This window comes from Bacillus sp. EKM208B (assembly GCF_011800725.1).
GTDB lineage: Bacteria > Bacillota > Bacilli > Bacillales > Bacillaceae > Bacillus > Bacillus velezensis.
Genome location: NZ_JAANHO010000006.1, coordinates 85,181 through 102,661 on the forward strand (window position 1 = coordinate 85,181; position 17,481 = coordinate 102,661).

Genomic DNA, 17,481 nt, shown 5'->3' on the forward strand with positions numbered 1-17,481 from the left:
ATAAATGAGGAGGGGAAAGATTGACTTACCGGAGAAGACTTTCAATGATTTTTGCATTGGATACGTATCTCGTTTTACTTTCCGTTGTTATAGGATATCAATTTTTTGAGGATTCTTATCACTTTTATGACTCCGGAGCGTTGCTGCTGACTGCCGTGAGCATGCTGATCAGCCATCATGTATGCGCTTTTATGTTTCACCAGTATAAGCAGGTATGGACGTACACGGGAATAGGCGAGCTGCTTGCCTTGATGAAGGGGATCACGCTGTCAGCAGCCGTAACGGCGGCCGTCCAATACGGGGTGTTCCACACGATTTTGTTCCGGCTGTTGGCCGTCAGCTGGATGGTTCAGCTATTGTTCATCGGAGGAAGCCGGATGATTTCACGGGTGCTGAAAGAAACGATCGGCAGGAAGCAAAATGACTCTTCCAGGGCGCTGATCATCGGCGCAGGTGCGGGGGGGACGCTGCTCGTCCGTCAGCTTACCCAGAAAAACGATCTCGGAATCATGCCTGTAGCTTTTATTGATGATGATCAGACGAAGCATAAGCTCGAAATCATGGGCCTGCCCGTCATCGGCGGAAAAGAAAGCATTATGCCGGCGGTGCAGAGGCTGAGAATTCACCATATTATCATCGCCATTCCGTCTCTTTGCACCCATGAGCTTCAGACGTTATACAAAGAATGTGTGCAGACGGGCGCCCATATTAAAATCATGCCGCAATTTGATGAGATCCTGCTCGGAACGCAGGCTGCCGGACACATCAGGGATGTAAAAGCCGAAGATCTGCTCGGCAGAAAGCCGGTCACCCTTGATACGAGCAAAATTTCTGACAGCATCAAGGGAAAAACGATTCTGGTCACGGGCGCCGGCGGCTCAATCGGTTCTGAGATCTGCCGCCAGATCAGCGCGTTTCTTCCGCGGGAAATCGTCCTTCTCGGCCACGGGGAGAACAGCATTCATTCCGTACATACCGAGCTGTCCGCACGCTTCGGCAAAGAGGTGCTCTTTCACGCGGAGATCGCCGATATTCAGGACAGAGATAAAATCTTTACTTTGATGAAAAAATACGAGCCGCACGTCGTCTATCATGCGGCTGCCCATAAACATGTGCCGTTAATGGAACATAATCCGGAAGAAGCCGTTAAAAACAACATCATCGGCACGAAAAATGTCGCCGAAGCCGCCGACATGTGCGGAACGGAAACATTCGTGCTGATTTCTTCTGACAAAGCGGTCAATCCGGCCAATGTCATGGGCGCGACGAAACGGTTTGCGGAAATGGTCATCATGAACCTCGGAAAGATCAGCCGCACCAAATTCGCCGCCGTCCGTTTCGGAAATGTGCTCGGAAGCCGCGGCAGCGTCATTCCGATTTTCAAAAAGCAGATTGAAAAAGGCGGACCCGTCACCGTCACGCATCCGGCGATGACAAGATATTTTATGACGATCCCCGAAGCGTCAAGACTCGTCATTCAGGCGGGGGCGCTTGCAAAAGGGCGGCAGATTTTCGTTCTGGATATGGGAGAACCCGTCAAAATCGTCGATCTGGCCAAAAACCTGATTCATTTATCAGGCTATACGACAGAACAGATTCCCATCGAATTCTCCGGCATCCGTCCGGGAGAAAAGATGTATGAAGAATTGCTGAATCATAATGAAGTACATACGGAGCAGATTTTTCCGAAAATCCATATCGGGAAAGCGGTGGACGGGAATTGGGCCGTGCTCATCCGTTTTATGGAGGAATTCAGCCGTCTGCCTGAAGAAGAGCTGAGAAAAAGGCTGTTTGAGGCGATCGAATCAGTACATGAAGAAGCGGCCGCAGGCGTGTGATGGGAGGACAGAAAGATGACGAAAAAAGTATTATTCTGCGCCACAGTCGATTATCATTTTAAAGCCTTTCATCTTCCGTATTTTCAATGGTTTCAGGATATGGGCTGGGAGGTGCACGTCGCGGCAGGCGGCAATATGAATCTTCCGTTCGTTGATGAAAAGTTTTCCATTCCGATCCGGCGCTCGCCGTTTCATCCCGAAAATCTTTCTGTTTACAGGCGTCTGAAACGGCTCATTCAGGACAACGGCTACGACATGATTCACTGTCATACGCCGGTCGGCGGCGTGCTTGCACGCCTTGCGGCGAGACAAGCGCGCCAAAAAGGGACAAAGGTGCTGTACACCGCGCACGGCTTTCACTTCTGCGACGGAGCGCCTCTGAAAAACTGGCTTCTTTATTACCCGATCGAAAAATTTCTTTCTTCTTATACGGATTGTCTGATTACGATTAATGAAGAGGATTACGAACGGGCCAAGCAAATGAAAAAAACAGATTGCAGCGCGAAAAAAATACACGGCATCGGGGTGAATACAGACAGGTTTCGCCCTGTGAGCCGGGAAGAGAGTGAACGTCTGAGAGAAAAACACGGCTTCGGCGCCGGGGAATTTATTCTCGTATACCCCGCTGAATTAAACGGCAATAAAAACCAGGGACTTCTCATTGAGACTGCGGCACTGCTGAAGAACCGCATCCCGGAGCTGAAACTCGTATTTGCCGGAGAAGGCGCGATGGAAGAGCCGTACAGAAAAAAGGCTGAATCACTCGGTGTATCCGACATGGTGCGGTTTTACGGTTTTTGCCGCGATATTCATGAACTGATTCAGCTTGCTGATCTGTCTGTCGCCTCAAGCATCCGCGAAGGACTCGGCATGAATCTGCTTGAAGGAATGGCTGCCGAAAAGCCCGCCGTTGCCGCGGACAACAGGGGGCACCGCGAGATCATCGAAGACGGCGTGAACGGTTTTCTCGTGCCGGCCGGGGACAGCGCGGCGTTTGCCGATCGGATTGAAAAGCTGTACCGCTCCCCGGGGCTGCGAAAAGCAATGGGACAAGAAGGGCGCAGGACGGCGGAATGTTTTTCAGAAACACGTACGGTAAAGGAAATGGCGAACATTTACGCCGGTTATATGGATAAAAAGGAGAAAAGCGTATGAATGCAGGAGCACAACCGAAAATTTCCGTCATCATGGGAATTTATAATTGCGAAGAGACTTTAGCGGAGAGTATTGAATCCATCCTGAGCCAATCGTATAAGAATTGGGAACTGATCATGTGTGATGACGCGTCAACTGACGGAACGTATCAGATTGCGCGCCGTTACGCGGATCATTACGGCGACCGGATTACGCTGATTCAAAATAAGACAAATCAACGGCTTGCCGCTTCGCTTAACCGCTGTCTGACATACGCAACGGGGGATTATATCGCCAGGCAGGACGGTGATGACATCTCCAACCCGAGGAGACTGGAAAAACAGGCCGCTTTCTTAAACAAGCACGCCCACTATCAAGTCGTAGGCACGGGCATGCTCGTATTTGACGAATTCGGTGTAAGGGGCGCCCGGCTTTTGCCGCCCGTGCCGAAACCGGGAATTATGGCGAAAGGCACACCGTTCTGCCACGGCACCATTATGATGCGGGCTGAAGCGTACAAAGCGCTTGGCGGCTACCGGTCAGTCAGGCGGACGCGGCGGATGGAGGATATCGATTTGTGGCTGCGCTTTTTTGAAGCGGGTTTCCGGGGGTACAATCTCCAAGAAACGCTGTATAAAGTAAGAGAAGACAGTGATGCGTTTAAAAGGAGATCGTTTACGTATTCCATTGATAATGCGGTGCTCGTTTTTCAGGCGTGCAGACGGCTGAAGCTGCCGCTTTCCCATTACGCGTATATCGCAAAACCGCTCATTCGCGCCATTACGCCGCCCGCGGTCATGAACCGTTATCATAAAAACAGGGACATCCGCCAAAAAGAAGGGCTTGCCGAACATGACTGACAAACCGATGCGGGTGCTGCACGTCTTCAGCGGGATGAACAGGGGCGGCGCAGAAACGATGATGATGAATTTGTACCGGAAGATGGACAGAACGAAGGTGCAGTTTGATTTTTTAACCCATAGGAACGATCCGTGCGCTTATGATGAGGAAATTCTCGCTCTCGGCGGACGGCTTTTTTATGTGCCGAGCATCGGCAGCACAAACCCGATTACATTTGTAAAACAGGTCAAGCGGGTGATTCAGGAAAAAGGCCCGTTTGCCGCCGTGCACGCCCATACCGATTTTCAGTCTGGATTCATCGCGCTTGCCGCTCGTTTAGCCGGCGTCCCGGTGCGGATCTGCCATTCGCACAGTACGTCGTGGCGGGGGCGGGCGTCGCGGCTTGCCGGGATGCAGCTGTTTGTTTTCAGACGGCTGATTACGGCAAACGCCACGGCACTGTGCGCCTGCGGAAAAGACGCGGGCCGTTTCTTATTCGGGAAAGAAAAAGACGTGCATCTTTTGCCGAACGGCATTGATCTCGACTTATTTGCCGGCGGGTGCGCGGACACAGAAGCTGAAAAAAGGAAGCGGGGCATTGCAGACGGCCGTTTGGTGATCGGCCATATCGGCCGCTTTACAGAAGAAAAAAACCACGAATTTCTGCTCCGGCTGGCCGCTGATATGAAAGAGCGGGGCATCGGTTTACAGCTGATTCTCGCCGGAGACGGTCCGCTTCGCACCGACATGGAAAATCTGGCGGCGAAGCTGGGGCTTGATGATGATGTGCGTTTTATCGGCATAGAAGAACGCGTTCATGCCCTGCTGAAAACGCTGGATGTATTTGTCATGCCGTCTCTTTATGAAGGGCTGCCTGTCACGCTCGTTGAAGCGCAGGCCTCCGGGGTGCCGTGCGTGATATCAGACGGCATAACGGAAGAAGCCGATGCCGGGCTCGGGCTGGTCAAAAGGCTCAGCCTTAAAGAACCGCCCCGACAATGGGCATCCGTGGTTTTACGGGCAGCAGAGGCGACAAAGCCTGACGGGGCGCGCATTAAAGAAACCCTCAGACGGCAGGGATATGACGCGGGAGAAAATGCGGGGGCTGTTATGAAGCTTTACAATATGAATTGGAAAAAGGAACAGTAACGAATGATTGTATACGTAGTCAATATGGGAATTGTGTATATTTGGTCATGGTTCGCGAAAATGTGCGGCGGGCGTGATCAATCGCTTTCGACCGGATACCGGCCGAATCAGCTCGTCATGATCGTTCCGCTGCTATCGCTCGTATTGGTCTCCGGTTTGCGCTACAGAGTCGGGACGGATTTTCAGACGTACGCGCTGATGTACAAGCTGGCGGGAAATTACGGCAGCATTTGGGAGATCTTCGGGTTCGGAGCGAAAAAAGCAGCCGTTGATCCGGGGTTTACGGCTCTCATCTGGCTCATGAATTTTATCACGAAAGATCCGCAAATCATGTATTTCACCGTGGCGGTCGTGACGTGCAGCTTTATTTTAAAGGGGCTCGTTGAGTTCGGCCGTCCGTTTGAGCTGAGTGTGTTTTTGTTTTTGGGCACGTATCACTATTATGCTTCCTTTAACGGGATCAGGCAGTATATGGTGGCGGCCGTTTTGTTTTGGGCCGTCCGCTACGTGATCAGCGGAAGCTGGAAGCGTTATATGTCAATCGTGCTGCTGTGTTCGCTTTTTCATTCCTCAGCGCTGATTATGATTCCGGTTTATTTTCTCGTCAGAAAAAGAGCCTGGTCGCCCGCGATTTTCGGACTGTCGGCATTGTTTCTTCTTATGACGTTTCTGTATCAGAAGTTCATTTCGCTGTTTGTCGTCGTGCTGGAAAACAGCTCGTACGGCCATTATGAGAAATGGCTGATGACCAATACGAACGGGATGAACGTCGTAAAAATCGCGGTGCTGCTTCTGCCGCTGTTTTTGGCTTTCTGCTATCGGGAGCGGCTGCGGAAGCTCTGGCCTGACATTGATGTCATCGTGAATTTCTGTCTGCTCGGCCTGCTCTTCGGTCTTTTGGCGACAAAGGATGTTATTTTTGCCCGGTTTAATATATATTTCGGCCTGTATCAAATGATCTTGATCCCTTATTTTGTGAGGATTTTTGATGAAAAATCAAATGCGCTGATTTATATCGCCATTATTGTCTGTTATTTTCTTTACAGTTACTTGCTTATGCCGGTCGATTCGTCTGTGCTTCCGTACAGAACGATTTTTTCCCGGTAATGGACACTGGAGGTTTATATGGAAACACCCGCGGTCAGTTTATTAATTGCTGTGTATAATACGGAAACTTATTTAGAAAGATGCTTAGATTCATTGCTCAATCAGTCGCTCGCCAATATCGAAATCGTGGCCGTTAATGACGGGTCAACGGATCAAAGCCCGGCGATTCTTGAAACCTATCAGAAGCGGGATGAGAGAATCAGGGTCATTCATCAGCAAAACCGGGGGCTCGGCGCGGTCCGCAACAAGGGCATTGAGGCGGCGCGCGGCGAATTTATCGCTTTTATTGATGCGGACGACTGGGTTGAGCCTGATTATTGCCTCAGCATGTATGAAAAAGCGAAGGCTGATCAGGCTGATCTCGTGATTTGCGAGTATGCGGCCGAATTTGCGGATACGGGGAAAACCGCCGTTTCAACGATCGCTTCAGCGTACGCGGGCCGCCCGAAACAACGGTACCTGAAAGATTTATTTGAAGGAAGAGTCAGCGGTTTTTCATGGAACAAGCTGTACAAAAGAACGATGATCGAGCATCATCAGCTGCGCTTTCCGCTTCGTGATGAGCTGGAGCACGTGGAGGATCAGTACTTCAGCCTCAGGGCGCATGTTTTCGCAGGTGCGGTCTCGTACGTGGATCAGCCGCTCTATCATTATCGGATTCACTTGACTTCCATTGTGCAAAGCTATCAGAAAAAGCTGTTTGACTCAGGTCTCGTTCTCTATCGGCTGAACGAGGCTTTTTTGCGTGAAAACGGCTGCTTACAGGAATACCGGCAGGAGCTGGATTTTTTCATCGTTCAGCACGGAACAGTCTGCCTGCTGAATGAATGGAAGCGGAATAACGGCGGCCGGTTTTCTGAGAAATGGAAGAATATCAGCCGGATATGCGCTGATCCCGTGTTCCGCCTGAGCCTTTCCAAAACCGGAACGGCGCCGTTTGACGCCAAACGCTCATGCCTTCTGCTTTTGGCGAAGCTGAAGCTGATTCCGTTTGTGTCGCTGGCATCAGCCGCATATCAGCGGGCAATCGAGTACAAAATGAAAATCAGAGGGTGAAGACATGTCGATACAATCTTTAAAAATCAATCTCGCGGAATGGCTGTTGCTTAAGGTCAAATACCCGTCCCAATTTCATTTCGGAACGGCAGCGGATGGGGCGGGGCTTTCAGCGGCAAGAAAAAAGATCATTCTGACGCTGCTCCCGTCCCACGATAATCTCGGTGATCACGCCATCGCCTACGCAAGCAAAACGTTTCTTGAACGGGAGTATCCCGACTTTGACATCATTGAAGTGGATATGAAGGATATATACAGATCGGCAAAGGCGCTGATCAAAAAGCGCCACCCCGATGATATGGTATTCATCATCGGCGGCGGGAACATGGGGGATTTGTACCGGTATGAGGAATGGACGCGCCGCTTTATCATAAAAACATTCCGGCAATATCGGATCGTTCAGCTTCCGGCGACGGCTCACTTTTCTGAATCAAAAAAGGGACGGAAGGAACTGAAGCGCGCCCGAAAAGTGTACAATGCGCATCCCGACCTTTTGTTAATGGCGAGAGATGAGACGACGTATCAATGGATGAAGCGTCATTTTCCCGGAAAAACAGTGCTCAAACAGCCTGACATGGTCTTATATTTGGATAAAAGCGAGCGGCGCATCCCGAGGGAAGGGATCTACCTCTGTTTACGGGAGGATAAGGAGAGTGCGCTGACGGCTGAGGACAGAACGACGGTAAAAGAAGCTTTGGCAAAAGAGTACGGAGAGCTGCATTCCTTTACCACGACGGTCGGCCGGAGGGTCAGCCGCCATACACGCGAAAAGGAGCTGGAAACGCTTTGGAATACGCTGAAAGGCGCGGAGGCCGTCGTCACTGACAGACTTCACGGGATGATTTTTTGTGCGCTGACGAAAACGCCTTGTGTCGTCATTCGTTCGTTTGATCATAAGGTAATGGAAGGCTATCAATGGCTGAAAAACATACCGAACATGACATTGCTTGAACGTCCCGACCCTGAAGCCGTAACGTCCGCCGTAAACCGGCTGCTCAGCGGCAAGCATGAGGAAGGCGGTTCATTGCGAAGTGTTTATTTTGCCGGGCTGCGCTCGAAAATCAGCGGTGATGCCCAATGACCGCGCCGCTTGTGAGCGTGATCGTGCCGATGTATAAGACAGAGCCTTTTATTAAAGAATGCGCGGTTTCTTTAACAAAACAGACGCTGAGAGACATCGAAATCATTTTTGTCAATGACGGTTCACCGGATCAGTCAGGCCGGATTGCCGAACAATTCGCCGCAGAAGATACGAGGATCCGGGTGATTCATAAAGAAAACGGCGGCCTCAGCTCGGCCCGCAATGCCGGAATAAAAGCCGCCCGCGGCCGTTATATCGGTTTTGCGGACGGCGATGACTATGTGACGGAAACGATGTTCGAGCGGCTTTATGAAGAAGCGGAGAAGAACCGGCTGGATATCGCCGGCTGCGGTTATTATAAGGAAACGCCGTCTAAAGAAAGAACATATATGCCGCCGTCCATTCCGGCGGGCCGCGTCTTCACAGCGGATGAAATGACTGCATTGCTGACACGCGCGCACGAACATCGGTTTATTTGGTATGTGTGGCGCTATATATACCGGCGAGAAGCATTGCAAGGGCTGTTGTTCCATGAAGATATCCGTTTTGCCGAGGACTCTCCGTTTAACTTGGCAGCGTTCCGCCAAGCCGCGCGTGTCAAAGTGATAGACGAAGGGCTGTATATCTACCGGGAAAATCCGCAAAGTCTTACAGAAACACCGTTTAAGCCCCACTTAGATCAAGAACTGCAAAAGCAATATAAAGCGAAAATGGCTTTTTATGAGGAAAACGGGCTGACGGACGCCTGCCGGAGCGATATCGATACATATTTGTGCAAGCATCAGATTCCGATGCTGATCGCCAACGCATGCGCCGCGCCGCAGCCGTCACACCAGATTACGGCGCACATCGGCAGAATCTTAACGTATGACATGGTAAAAACGGCGGTGCGCAGGACGCCGTGCCGCCATAAACAGCTGCTGGCGGGGGAGCGCGTGGTGCTCGGCCTGTGCAAAATGCGCCTTCCTCTTCTTCTGCATGCGTTTTTCGAACGGAAATCGAAAGAGAAAGGCAGTGCGGAAGGAGCATGAAATTTGCCATTAATTTCGGCGCCAATGTGACGGCGTTTTTACTATCGGTGTTTTTATCAGTGTGGATGACTCCCTTTATTGTGAAAACATTAGGTGTGGAGGCTTTTGGGTTTGTCCATCTGACACAGAATATCATTAACTATTTCTCTATAATTACCGTTGCGCTGAGCTCTGTCGTTGTGAGGTTTTTCTCCGTTGCCGCCCACAGGGGGAACAAGGACGAGGCCAATGCGTATGTAAGCAATTATTTAGCCGCGTCTGTCGTGATATCTCTATTGCTCGCTGTGCCGCTCGCCGGGACGGCTTTTTTTATTGACAAGATTATGAATGTACCGGCCGGGCTCTTAACGGATGTGAGGCTCTCTATCGTGATCGGCAGCGTGCTGTTTATGCTGACGTTTTTTATGGCGGGGTTCGCGACGGGGCCGTTTTTCGCCAACAAGCTTTATATCACAAGCTCCATTCAGGCCGTGCAAATGCTGGTCAGGGTGCTGTGTGTGCTCGCTCTGTTTACGTGCCTGCCGCCGAAAATCTGGCAGATCCAGCTTTCGGCATTAGCGGGAGCCGTCTGTGCGGCCGTGCTGACTTTTTTCTTTTTTAAGAAATTGATTCCGTGGTTTTCTTTCAGCCGTAAAACCTTGTCATTACAGACGAGCAAAGTGCTGTTTTCGGCCGGTGCCTGGAGTTCTGTCAACCAGATCGGCGTGCTGCTGTTTCTGCAGATTGACCTCATGACGGCCAATCTCGTGCTGGGACCGTCTGAAGCGGGTGTCTATGCGGCGATTATTCAATTCCCGCTCCTGCTCAGAAGTCTTGCCGGGACGCTTGCTTCACTGTTTGCGCCGGTTTTGACTTCCTACTATTCAAAAGGCGATATGGAAGGCCTCCTGTCTTACGCCAATAAGGCCGTGCGGCTGAACGGGCTTCTGCTCGCGCTTCCCGCCGCATTATTAGGAGGGCTCGCCGAACCGTTTCTGGCGATTTGGCTGGGCCCGTCGTTTGTGCAGACGGCGCCGCTTTTATACATTCACGCCGCGTATTTGGCGGTCAGTCTCTCTGTCATGCCGCTTTTTTACGTATGGACGGCTTTTAATAAACAAAAAACGCCCGCCGTCGTTACTTTATGTTTAGGCGGACTGAATGTCATATTGGCCGTGGTTCTCAGCGGACCGGCACATCTCGGGCTGTACGGCATCACCATCGCCGGTGCAGTCTCGCTCATTTTGAAAAATGCCGTCTTCACGCCGCTGTATGTTTCGCATATTACGGGCTTTCAGAAAACCGCGTTTTACAAAGGAATGTTCGGCCCGTTGGCGGCGGCCGTATTTGCCTGGGCTGTCTGCCGGGGTATCCGGCTGTTTTCACCGCTTGACAGCTGGGCCGGCCTGATCGCTACGGGGCTTGCCGTATGCATAAGCTATGCCGCATTCGCTTTTTTCTTCATTTGTACGAAAGAAGAAAGGCGGCTTGCTTTACAGAAATGCCGAAAAGTGAAAGGAGCTGTTCAGATTTGAAGGCGAAACGTGTATTTGATATAGCGGCCGCGGTGTTGTTATTGTGCGGCGCAAGCGTCATCCTTCTCTTCGCCATGGCCGCCGTCAGATGCGCCATCGGGTCTCCGGTATTGTTCAAACAGACGAGACCGGGGCATAACGGGCGTCCGTTTACGTTGTATAAACTCAGGACGATGACGGATGCGCGTGATGAAAACGGTGTGCTGCTTCCGGATCATCTCCGCCTGACCAAAACGGGAAGGCTGATCAGAAAACTGAGCATCGATGAGCTTCCCCAGCTTTTTAATGTGCTCAAAGGAGATATCAGTCTGGTCGGCCCCCGCCCTTTGCTGATGGATTATCTGCCGCTTTACACGGCGGAGCAGGCGCGGCGCCACGAGGTGAAGCCGGGGATTACGGGCTGGGCGCAGATTAACGGGAGAAACGCGATTTCATGGGAGGAAAAATTCAAGCTCGACGTGTGGTACGTCGACAACCGCACATTTCTTCTCGACTTAAAGATTCTGCTTTTAACAGTGAAAAAAGTTCTCGTGTCAGAAGGCATACATCAAGCCGGCCATGTGACGGCAAAGCGCTTCACAGGCAGCGGAGATATGTCATCGTGAAAAAGATCGTGCTGATCGGAAACGGCGGACACGGAAAAGTCGTGAAGGAAATCGTGCAGGCCCGTTCCGATATGGAGCTTGCGGGCGTATTGGATGACGGATTCAGCGGTTTTGCCGTTCGGAACGGTTTATATACGGGCCGGACGAAAGACGTGCCCATGCTTCGGAAACTCGTCCCCGAGGCCGTATTCACGATATGCATCGGCCGCAACGGCGTCAGAAAGCAGTTCGCTGAAACGCTTGGGCTTGAAGATGACGATTATGCCGCACTCATTCACCCCGGGGCGATCGTCAGTGAAACGGCTTCCGTCGGACACGGAACGGTTGTGATGGCGGGCGCCGTCATTCAGGCGGGCGCTGACATCGGCGCCCATTGCATCATCAATACGGGCGCGGTTGCCGATCATGACAATGCAATCGGAGATTACGTCCATCTTTCACCGCGCGCGGCGCTTGCCGGCGGAGTGAAAGTCGGGGAAGGAACGCACATCGGAATCGGCGCGTCCGTCATACCGCAGATTGACATCGGCCCTTGGTCCGTTATCGGCGCGGGGGCTGCGGTCATCAGCCGAATTCCCGGCCATGTGACGGCGGTCGGCGTTCCGGCCCGCGTCATCTCCCCTATCCATAATGAAAAAGGATGATTTCATGCAAACAAACAAACGGATTTATTTGTCTCCGCCTCATATGAGCGGAAAAGAACAGGAATACATCGCAGAAGCCTTCCGATCCAATTGGATTGCCCCGCTCGGTCCGCTCGTCAATTCGTTTGAAGCGCGGCTCGCGGAATATGCGGGAGTGAAAAGCGCGGCGGCCGTAAGCTCGGGAACGGCGGCCATCCATCTTGCCCTGCGGCTTGCGGGTGTGAAAAAAGGAGACGCTGTATTTTGTCCTTCCTTTACGTTTGTCGCCACGGCGAATCCGATTGTGTATGAGCAGGCTGAGCCCGTTTTTATTGATTCGGAATGGGAGACGTGGAATATGTCGCCCGATGCGCTTGAGCGGGCGCTGCGGGATGCAAAGCGGCGCGGCAGACTCCCGAAAGCGGTGATCGCCGTCAATCTTTACGGCCAAAGCGCGAAAATGGATGAATTAATGAGCCTTTGTGACGCATACGGCGTCTGTCTGATTGAAGACGCTGCCGAGTCCTTAGGATCAACATATAAAGGCAGGCAGAGCGGCACGTTCGGCCGTTTCGGCATTTATTCCTTTAACGGCAACAAAATCATTACAACATCGGGAGGCGGCATGCTCGTATCTGACGATGAAGCCGCGATTGAAAAAGCGAGGTTTCTTGCGTCACAGGCGAGAGATGCCGCCGTTCATTACCAGCACAGCGAGCTCGGGTATAACTACAGGCTCAGCAACATTCTCGCGGGCGTGGGGATATCGCAGCTGGAAGTGCTTGAAGATCGCGTCCGGGCGAGGAGAGAAATCTTTCACAGGTATCGGGAAGCGCTGGAAACGTATCCGGGCATCCGCATGATGCCGGAGCTTGAAGGAACGGTTTCAAACCGCTGGCTGACGGCTCTGACGCTTGATAACGGCGTGACGCCGGAAGAAGCCGTCGCCTGTCTTGCGGAACAGAATATTGAGGCCCGTCCGCTGTGGAAACCGCTGCATACGCAGCCGCTTTTCTCATCTTCCGTCTTTTATCCTCACAGCGAACATGAGCGTGTCTCTGAGAACCTTTTCAGCCGGGGCATCTGTCTGCCGTCCGGGTCTGACCTGTCTTCTGAGGAGCAGCAGCGTGTCATTGACGCACTTGCGCAACTGTTTGAAACGAAAGGGGAGAAAACATGGACAGCCGCCATGTTATGAGCCGATTAAAAGAGACGCTGACGGGTCTGCTCAGCGTTATACCGCCGCAATCTGACATCATATATGCCGACTATCCCCTCTACGGAAATGTAGGGGATTTATTGATAATGAAAGGGACGGAGGCGTTTTTTAAAGCACACGGCATCTGCGTGAAACAGCGCTGGAATCCCGACAATTTTCCATTCGGGCGCCGGGCGGACAAAAAGACGATCATCGTCTGTCAGGGTGGCGGAAATTTCGGGGATCTCTATCAGTACTATCAGACGTTCAGGGAAAAAATCGTCAAATCCTTCCCGGAAAACAGGATCGTCATCCTGCCGCAATCCATCTATTATCAGGATGAGACACGGCTTGGGAAGACATCGGCGCTTTTTGCGGGGCACAAGGATCTCCACCTGTTTACGAGGGATCATGTGTCATACGAGACCGCGAAACGCTTTTTTTCGGCGAATCATATCGGGCTTATGCCTGATATGGCCCATCAGCTGTATCCGATCGCGGCGTCAGCGGCTCCGTCACGCGGCAGGCTTCATTTTATCCGCACGGATGGGGAAATCAATCCGAAGCTGCAAAACAATCCTTCCGTTAAAAGCTGCGACTGGCAGGATGTGCTGTCAGCAAGCGACCGCAGGGGAATCGCTTTTTTCCAAACACTGAATGTTTTGAATAAAAAAGCGGGAAACCCGCTGCCGATTGCGCGGTTTTGGAAACGCTATTCCGATTTCTTGACGAAAAAAGCGGTTCTGTTTTTCAGCAGGTACGAATCGGTGGAAACGTCAAGGCTTCACGGCCACATCCTGTCCTCGCTTCTCGGGAAACCGAATACCGTCATTGATAATTCATACGGGAAAAACGCCAACTATTATTACACCTGGATGCACGAAGCGCCGGACGTCCGTCTGATCGGGGAAACCGCCGGCACGAAGGAAAACCTTCCGCTTTGAATGAGCGGAAGGTTTATTTTGTTTCTCCGCGTTTTACTTTGTTGTACGCCTCATCCAAATGCTGAATTCTTTTGAGCACAACCGAGTTTTTCGTCAGCTGATCCTGAACAAGGGTTGAGACGACGGAGCGGTAATAGCTGTTCATCGCATGAATTCGGTCTTCATTCGGATTCATTTCAATGTGCTGTGTAAAGTTTTCAATAAAATAAGGAACAGAAAAAAGTTCTGACATCTATAAAGCAACTCCTTTTAATAAGTATATACGGTATGAAACCAATCATGTACAATGAAAAAAGGGGAGTGAGCATGATGGATATCAAACTTCAGCAAACACAAATGTTAAAGCCTCAATTAACGCAAGAGCTTAAACAGGCTATCACATTACTCGGATACAATTCCGCGGAACTGGCCGGATATATTGATGAGCTCTCACTGGAAAACCCTCTGATTGAACGAAAGGAAACAGACACGCCGCCACTATCTTACCATAAAACAAATAAAAACAGGATGAAAGAACGGGACGGAAGCCAGCAGATCAGACATACCCGCAAAACGCTGCAGGATTCGCTCAAACAGCAAGCCTTAGACATGAAGCTGTCCGATGATGAGAAAAAGATTTTCAATTATCTGATACATTCATTGGACTCAAACGGATATTTAAAAGAGGACATACCAGCTGCCGCCGACCATGTATCCGCTTCACAAGAGGAGACGGAAGCGGTTCTGAAAAAGCTTCAATCCCTTGAGCCCGCGGGAATCGGCGCCCGGTCTTTGCAGGAATGCATCCTTCTTCAGCTCCGCCGTCTTCCTGAGCGGAACGAACAGGCGGAATGGATTGCCGAAGCCTATTTTGAGCTATTTGCAAGAAAGAACTGGAAAGCGCTTACAACAAAAACGGGCATTCCGCTTAAAGACATTCAGGACATCGCTGACATGATCAGCGCCCTTGATCCGAGGCCGGGGCTCCGTTATGCGCATGAGGAGCCGGGTTTTTACGTGGAACCGGATATTTTCATCACAGTGAAAAACGGCATCATTCAAGCGCGGCTCAACAGCCGTTCGTTTCCTGACATCCAGCTTCATACCCATTATCAGCCGCTCTTGTCAGCTGCCGGGTGCCGTGACACGAAAAATTATCTGTCGGCAAAATATCAGGAATGGCGCTGGCTGAACCGGGCTTTGTCGCAAAGAAAACAAACGATCACGAGAATTATCGGCGTCCTGACTGAACGGCAGGAATCCTTTTTTCTCACAGGAAAAAGCGGAATGCAGCCGCTGACCTTAAGAGAGGTGGCGGAAACGCTGGAGCTCCACGAATCAACGATCAGCCGGGCCATCAAAGGGAAGTACGTTCAGACGCCGTACGGACTGTATGAAATGAAAACATTTTTCTCGGCGAAAGCTGAATCATCGGGGGACGGCGGCGCCTCCAATTATGCCGTAAAAGCGCATCTGGAGGAATTGGTCCATAAAGAAGATAAAAAGAAACCTTTTTCAGACCAAAAGCTTGCCGATCTGCTGCATGAACAATATGACATCCGAATCTCAAGGCGCACCGTCGCCAAATACCGTGACCAATTAAATATTCCGCCGTCATCGGCGAGAAAACGGTACAGCTGAAACCTCCCCGAGCCAAACCCCGGGGAGGTTCTCCGTGTTACGGGATCATCCATGAAAACAGATGATGCTGTAAAAATGTAATGAGACAGACGAGCAGAAGCAAAAACAGACTGTGCTTAATCGTAAAGCGGAAAAGGTCGGCTTCCTTGCCCGCCAGACCGACAGCGGCACAGGCAACCGCAATGGATTGCGGAGAAATCATTTTTCCGGTGACACCGCCCGATGAATTGGCGGCGACGGAGAGAACCGGGTCCATCCCAACAGAGAGCGCCGTCACCTTTTGTAATCCGCCGAACAATAGGTTGGCCGACGTATCAGAGCCGGTAATAAATACGCCGAGCCAGCCGAGCACCGGCGAAAAAAAGGTAAACATCGCGCCCGTCATGGCAAGCGCAAGACCGAGTGTCGTGCTCATGCCGGAAGCATTCGTCACATAAGCAAAGCCGACAACAGAAACAATGGTGACGACCGGAAGCGTTAACTCTTTCACCGTCTCTATAAACGCTTCGCCCCATGTCTTCCACGACATGCCGAGGGCGAACTTGGAGATGACGGCGGCAATCAGAATCGCCGTTCCCGCTGAACCGAAAAGCTCAAGTTTGTACACGGCTTCAATCGGCGTGCCGTCCGCCTGAAGAATCTGCTGATTTACAAATGGTACGGGAGGCGTGAAGGTCAATGCACGCCCGGCTGCATTCAGCCAGGAAAGCCACATTGACGTTCCTTCGTAATGACCGGTTAAGGCAGCCTTCACGCCGGGAATCCCCCAGACGGATATCATGGCCGTCAGAAGAAGGAAAGGAGACCACGCTTTAAACACCGCGGCGCCCCCGTACTTGATCGGCGCCCGGTCAGCGGCCGCTGCTGATTCCCGTTCTGCCGCGAAACGAAAGGCCGTTTTCGGTTTCCAAAATTTCAAAAACACAGCGAGCGCGGCCATGGAAACAAGCGCCGACAGCACATCCGGCAGCTCAGGCCCTAAAAAATTCGAGCTTGCGTACTGCACGGCCGCAAAGGAGACGCCGGAAACAAGAATGGCCGGCCATATCTCAAAAGCCTTTTTAAACCCGCTCATCAAAATGATTAAGTAAAGCGGAATAAAGACGGATAAAAACGGAAGCTGCCGGCCGACCATTTGAGAAATTTCCATTGCCGGTATCCCGGTCGGACCTTCGACAGCGGTAATCGGAATGCCGATCGCACCGAAGGCAACGGGCGCCGTATTGGCAATCAGGCAAATCCCCGCCGCATACAGCGGCTGAAAACCAAGTCCGACGAGCAAAGCGGCCGAGATCGCGACGGGAGCGCCGAAACCGGCGGCGCCTTCTAAAAACGCCCCGAATGAAAAGGCGATGAGCAGCGCCTGCAAACGCCGATCATCTGTAATTGAGAGCACCGAACTCCGGATAATCTCAAACTGTCCCGTTTTCACGGTGATTTTATACAGAAAGACCGATGTGACGATAATCCAGCCGATCGGAAGCAGCCCGTACACCGCTCCCTGAGAAGCGGACATCACCGCTTTTTCCGCCGGCATGCCGTAAACAAATACAGCGATTAAAAGTGAAACGGCTAACGTGAAAAGCCCCGCGATGTACCCCTTCATCCGTTTCACCGCAAGCGCCCAAAAAAAGAAGATAATCGGCACGAGCGCGCAAGCTGCCGATAAAAGCAAATTTCCCCCTAAAGGAGCGTACCCCTGTGTCCATTGCATCCCTAAAAAACCCCTCCTTATGTCATG

General features: G+C 51.6%; 16 protein-coding genes. 14 read left to right on the forward strand and 2 right to left on the reverse strand.

Annotated elements, in window-relative coordinates:
• Positions 1-20 precede the first annotated feature (20 nt).
• The 13 genes from G9F75_RS12360 to G9F75_RS12420 are packed head-to-tail and all read left to right on the forward strand — an operon-like array spanning position 21 to position 14,120.
• Positions 21-1,838 (forward strand): polysaccharide biosynthesis protein, encoded by a 1,818-nt coding sequence (locus G9F75_RS12360; protein WP_185156493.1) that lies wholly within the window; start codon positions 21-23, stop codon positions 1,836-1,838.
• 15 nt (positions 1,839-1,853) lie between these two features.
• Positions 1,854-2,993: a glycosyltransferase family 4 protein gene (locus G9F75_RS12365; RefSeq protein ID WP_014418934.1), complete on the forward strand. Its 1,140-nt coding sequence runs from the start codon at positions 1,854-1,856 to the stop codon at positions 2,991-2,993.
• Entirely contained in the window at positions 2,990-3,832 is an 843-nt protein-coding gene (gene epsE, locus G9F75_RS12370) for a glycosyltransferase EpsE (protein ID WP_012118512.1), read from the forward strand. Before G9F75_RS12365 ends, epsE begins: the two co-directional genes overlap by 4 nt.
• A complete protein-coding gene (locus tag G9F75_RS12375; RefSeq protein ID WP_072177063.1) occupies positions 3,825-4,961 on the forward strand; it encodes a glycosyltransferase family 1 protein in 1,137 nt (378 codons plus the stop codon). The genes epsE and G9F75_RS12375 overlap by 8 nt, the downstream gene beginning before the upstream one ends.
• Positions 4,962-4,964: 3 nt before the next feature.
• Positions 4,965-6,068, forward strand: coding sequence for a biofilm exopolysaccharide biosynthesis protein EpsG (gene epsG, locus G9F75_RS12380; protein ID WP_007613926.1), 1,104 nt, complete (start codon positions 4,965-4,967; stop codon positions 6,066-6,068).
• 18 nt (positions 6,069-6,086) lie between these two features.
• The gene (locus G9F75_RS12385) at positions 6,087-7,124 is read left to right on the forward strand and encodes a glycosyltransferase family 2 protein (RefSeq protein ID WP_053285131.1); all 1,038 of its coding nucleotides are present in this window, start codon (positions 6,087-6,089) and stop codon (positions 7,122-7,124) included.
• Between the two features lie 4 nt (positions 7,125-7,128).
• Positions 7,129-8,205 carry a polysaccharide pyruvyl transferase family protein gene (locus G9F75_RS12390; protein ID WP_021495230.1) on the forward strand — a complete coding sequence of 359 codons (1,077 nt, stop codon included), beginning with the start codon at positions 7,129-7,131 and terminating at the stop codon, positions 8,203-8,205.
• Positions 8,202-9,236 carry a glycosyltransferase gene (locus G9F75_RS12395; protein WP_014418930.1) on the forward strand — a complete coding sequence of 345 codons (1,035 nt, stop codon included), beginning with the start codon at positions 8,202-8,204 and terminating at the stop codon, positions 9,234-9,236. The genes G9F75_RS12390 and G9F75_RS12395 overlap by 4 nt, the downstream gene beginning before the upstream one ends.
• Positions 9,233-10,750, forward strand: coding sequence for an MATE family efflux transporter (locus tag G9F75_RS12400; RefSeq protein ID WP_167409126.1), 1,518 nt, complete (start codon positions 9,233-9,235; stop codon positions 10,748-10,750). Before G9F75_RS12395 ends, G9F75_RS12400 begins: the two co-directional genes overlap by 4 nt.
• Positions 10,747-11,355 (forward strand): sugar transferase, encoded by a 609-nt coding sequence (locus tag G9F75_RS12405; RefSeq protein WP_007407383.1) that lies wholly within the window; start codon positions 10,747-10,749, stop codon positions 11,353-11,355. Before G9F75_RS12400 ends, G9F75_RS12405 begins: the two co-directional genes overlap by 4 nt.
• Entirely contained in the window at positions 11,352-11,999 is a 648-nt protein-coding gene (locus tag G9F75_RS12410; RefSeq protein WP_021495229.1) for an acetyltransferase, read from the forward strand. The genes G9F75_RS12405 and G9F75_RS12410 overlap by 4 nt, the downstream gene beginning before the upstream one ends.
• A 4-nt stretch (positions 12,000-12,003) precedes the next feature.
• Positions 12,004-13,176, forward strand: a complete 1,173-nt coding sequence (locus G9F75_RS12415) for a DegT/DnrJ/EryC1/StrS family aminotransferase (RefSeq protein ID WP_017418873.1) — start codon at positions 12,004-12,006, stop codon at positions 13,174-13,176.
• Complete coding sequence (locus G9F75_RS12420; protein WP_167409127.1) at positions 13,155-14,120, forward strand: polysaccharide pyruvyl transferase family protein; 966 nt, start codon at positions 13,155-13,157, stop codon at positions 14,118-14,120. Before G9F75_RS12415 ends, G9F75_RS12420 begins: the two co-directional genes overlap by 22 nt.
• 13 nt (positions 14,121-14,133) lie before the next feature.
• Here the strand turns inward: G9F75_RS12420 and yvfG are convergent, their stop codons facing one another.
• Positions 14,134-14,352: a protein YvfG gene (gene yvfG, locus G9F75_RS12425; protein WP_003151570.1), complete on the reverse strand. Its 219-nt coding sequence runs from the start codon at positions 14,350-14,352 to the stop codon at positions 14,134-14,136.
• A gap of 77 nt (positions 14,353-14,429) precedes the next feature.
• Here yvfG and rpoN point away from each other — a divergent pair, with 77 nt between their 5' ends.
• Positions 14,430-15,740, forward strand: a complete 1,311-nt coding sequence (gene rpoN, locus G9F75_RS12430; RefSeq protein ID WP_031304540.1) for an RNA polymerase factor sigma-54 — start codon at positions 14,430-14,432, stop codon at positions 15,738-15,740.
• Positions 15,741-15,777: 37 nt separating this feature from the next.
• On the opposite strand, the gene lutP is transcribed toward rpoN, so the two are convergent.
• Complete coding sequence (lutP, locus tag G9F75_RS12435) at positions 15,778-17,454, reverse strand: L-lactate permease LutP (protein ID WP_021495226.1); 1,677 nt, start codon at positions 17,452-17,454, stop codon at positions 15,778-15,780.
• Between the last annotated feature and the right edge of the window lie 27 nt (positions 17,455-17,481).

Excerpts from the sequence above, each read along its gene's own strand:
- epsG (WP_007613926.1), top strand. The coding sequence starts at position 4,965 with ATGATTGTATACGTAGTCAATATGGGAATTGTGTATATTTGGTCATGG.
- rpoN (WP_031304540.1), top strand. The coding sequence starts at position 14,430 with ATGGATATCAAACTTCAGCAAACACAAATGTTAAAGCCTCAATTAACG.
- epsE (WP_012118512.1), top strand. The coding sequence starts at position 2,990 with ATGAATGCAGGAGCACAACCGAAAATTTCCGTCATCATGGGAATTTAT.
- G9F75_RS12395 (WP_014418930.1), top strand. The coding sequence starts at position 8,202 with ATGACCGCGCCGCTTGTGAGCGTGATCGTGCCGATGTATAAGACAGAG.
- G9F75_RS12390 (WP_021495230.1), top strand. The coding sequence starts at position 7,129 with ATGTCGATACAATCTTTAAAAATCAATCTCGCGGAATGGCTGTTGCTT.
- G9F75_RS12385 (WP_053285131.1), top strand. The coding sequence starts at position 6,087 with ATGGAAACACCCGCGGTCAGTTTATTAATTGCTGTGTATAATACGGAA.
- yvfG (WP_003151570.1), bottom strand. The coding sequence starts at position 14,352 with ATGTCAGAACTTTTTTCTGTTCCTTATTTTATTGAAAACTTTACACAG.
- lutP (WP_021495226.1), bottom strand. The coding sequence starts at position 17,454 with ATGCAATGGACACAGGGGTACGCTCCTTTAGGGGGAAATTTGCTTTTA.
- G9F75_RS12375 (WP_072177063.1), top strand. The coding sequence starts at position 3,825 with ATGACTGACAAACCGATGCGGGTGCTGCACGTCTTCAGCGGGATGAAC.
- G9F75_RS12420 (WP_167409127.1), top strand. The coding sequence starts at position 13,155 with ATGGACAGCCGCCATGTTATGAGCCGATTAAAAGAGACGCTGACGGGT.
- G9F75_RS12415 (WP_017418873.1), top strand. The coding sequence starts at position 12,004 with ATGCAAACAAACAAACGGATTTATTTGTCTCCGCCTCATATGAGCGGA.
- G9F75_RS12365 (WP_014418934.1), top strand. The coding sequence starts at position 1,854 with ATGACGAAAAAAGTATTATTCTGCGCCACAGTCGATTATCATTTTAAA.
- G9F75_RS12400 (WP_167409126.1), top strand. The coding sequence starts at position 9,233 with ATGAAATTTGCCATTAATTTCGGCGCCAATGTGACGGCGTTTTTACTA.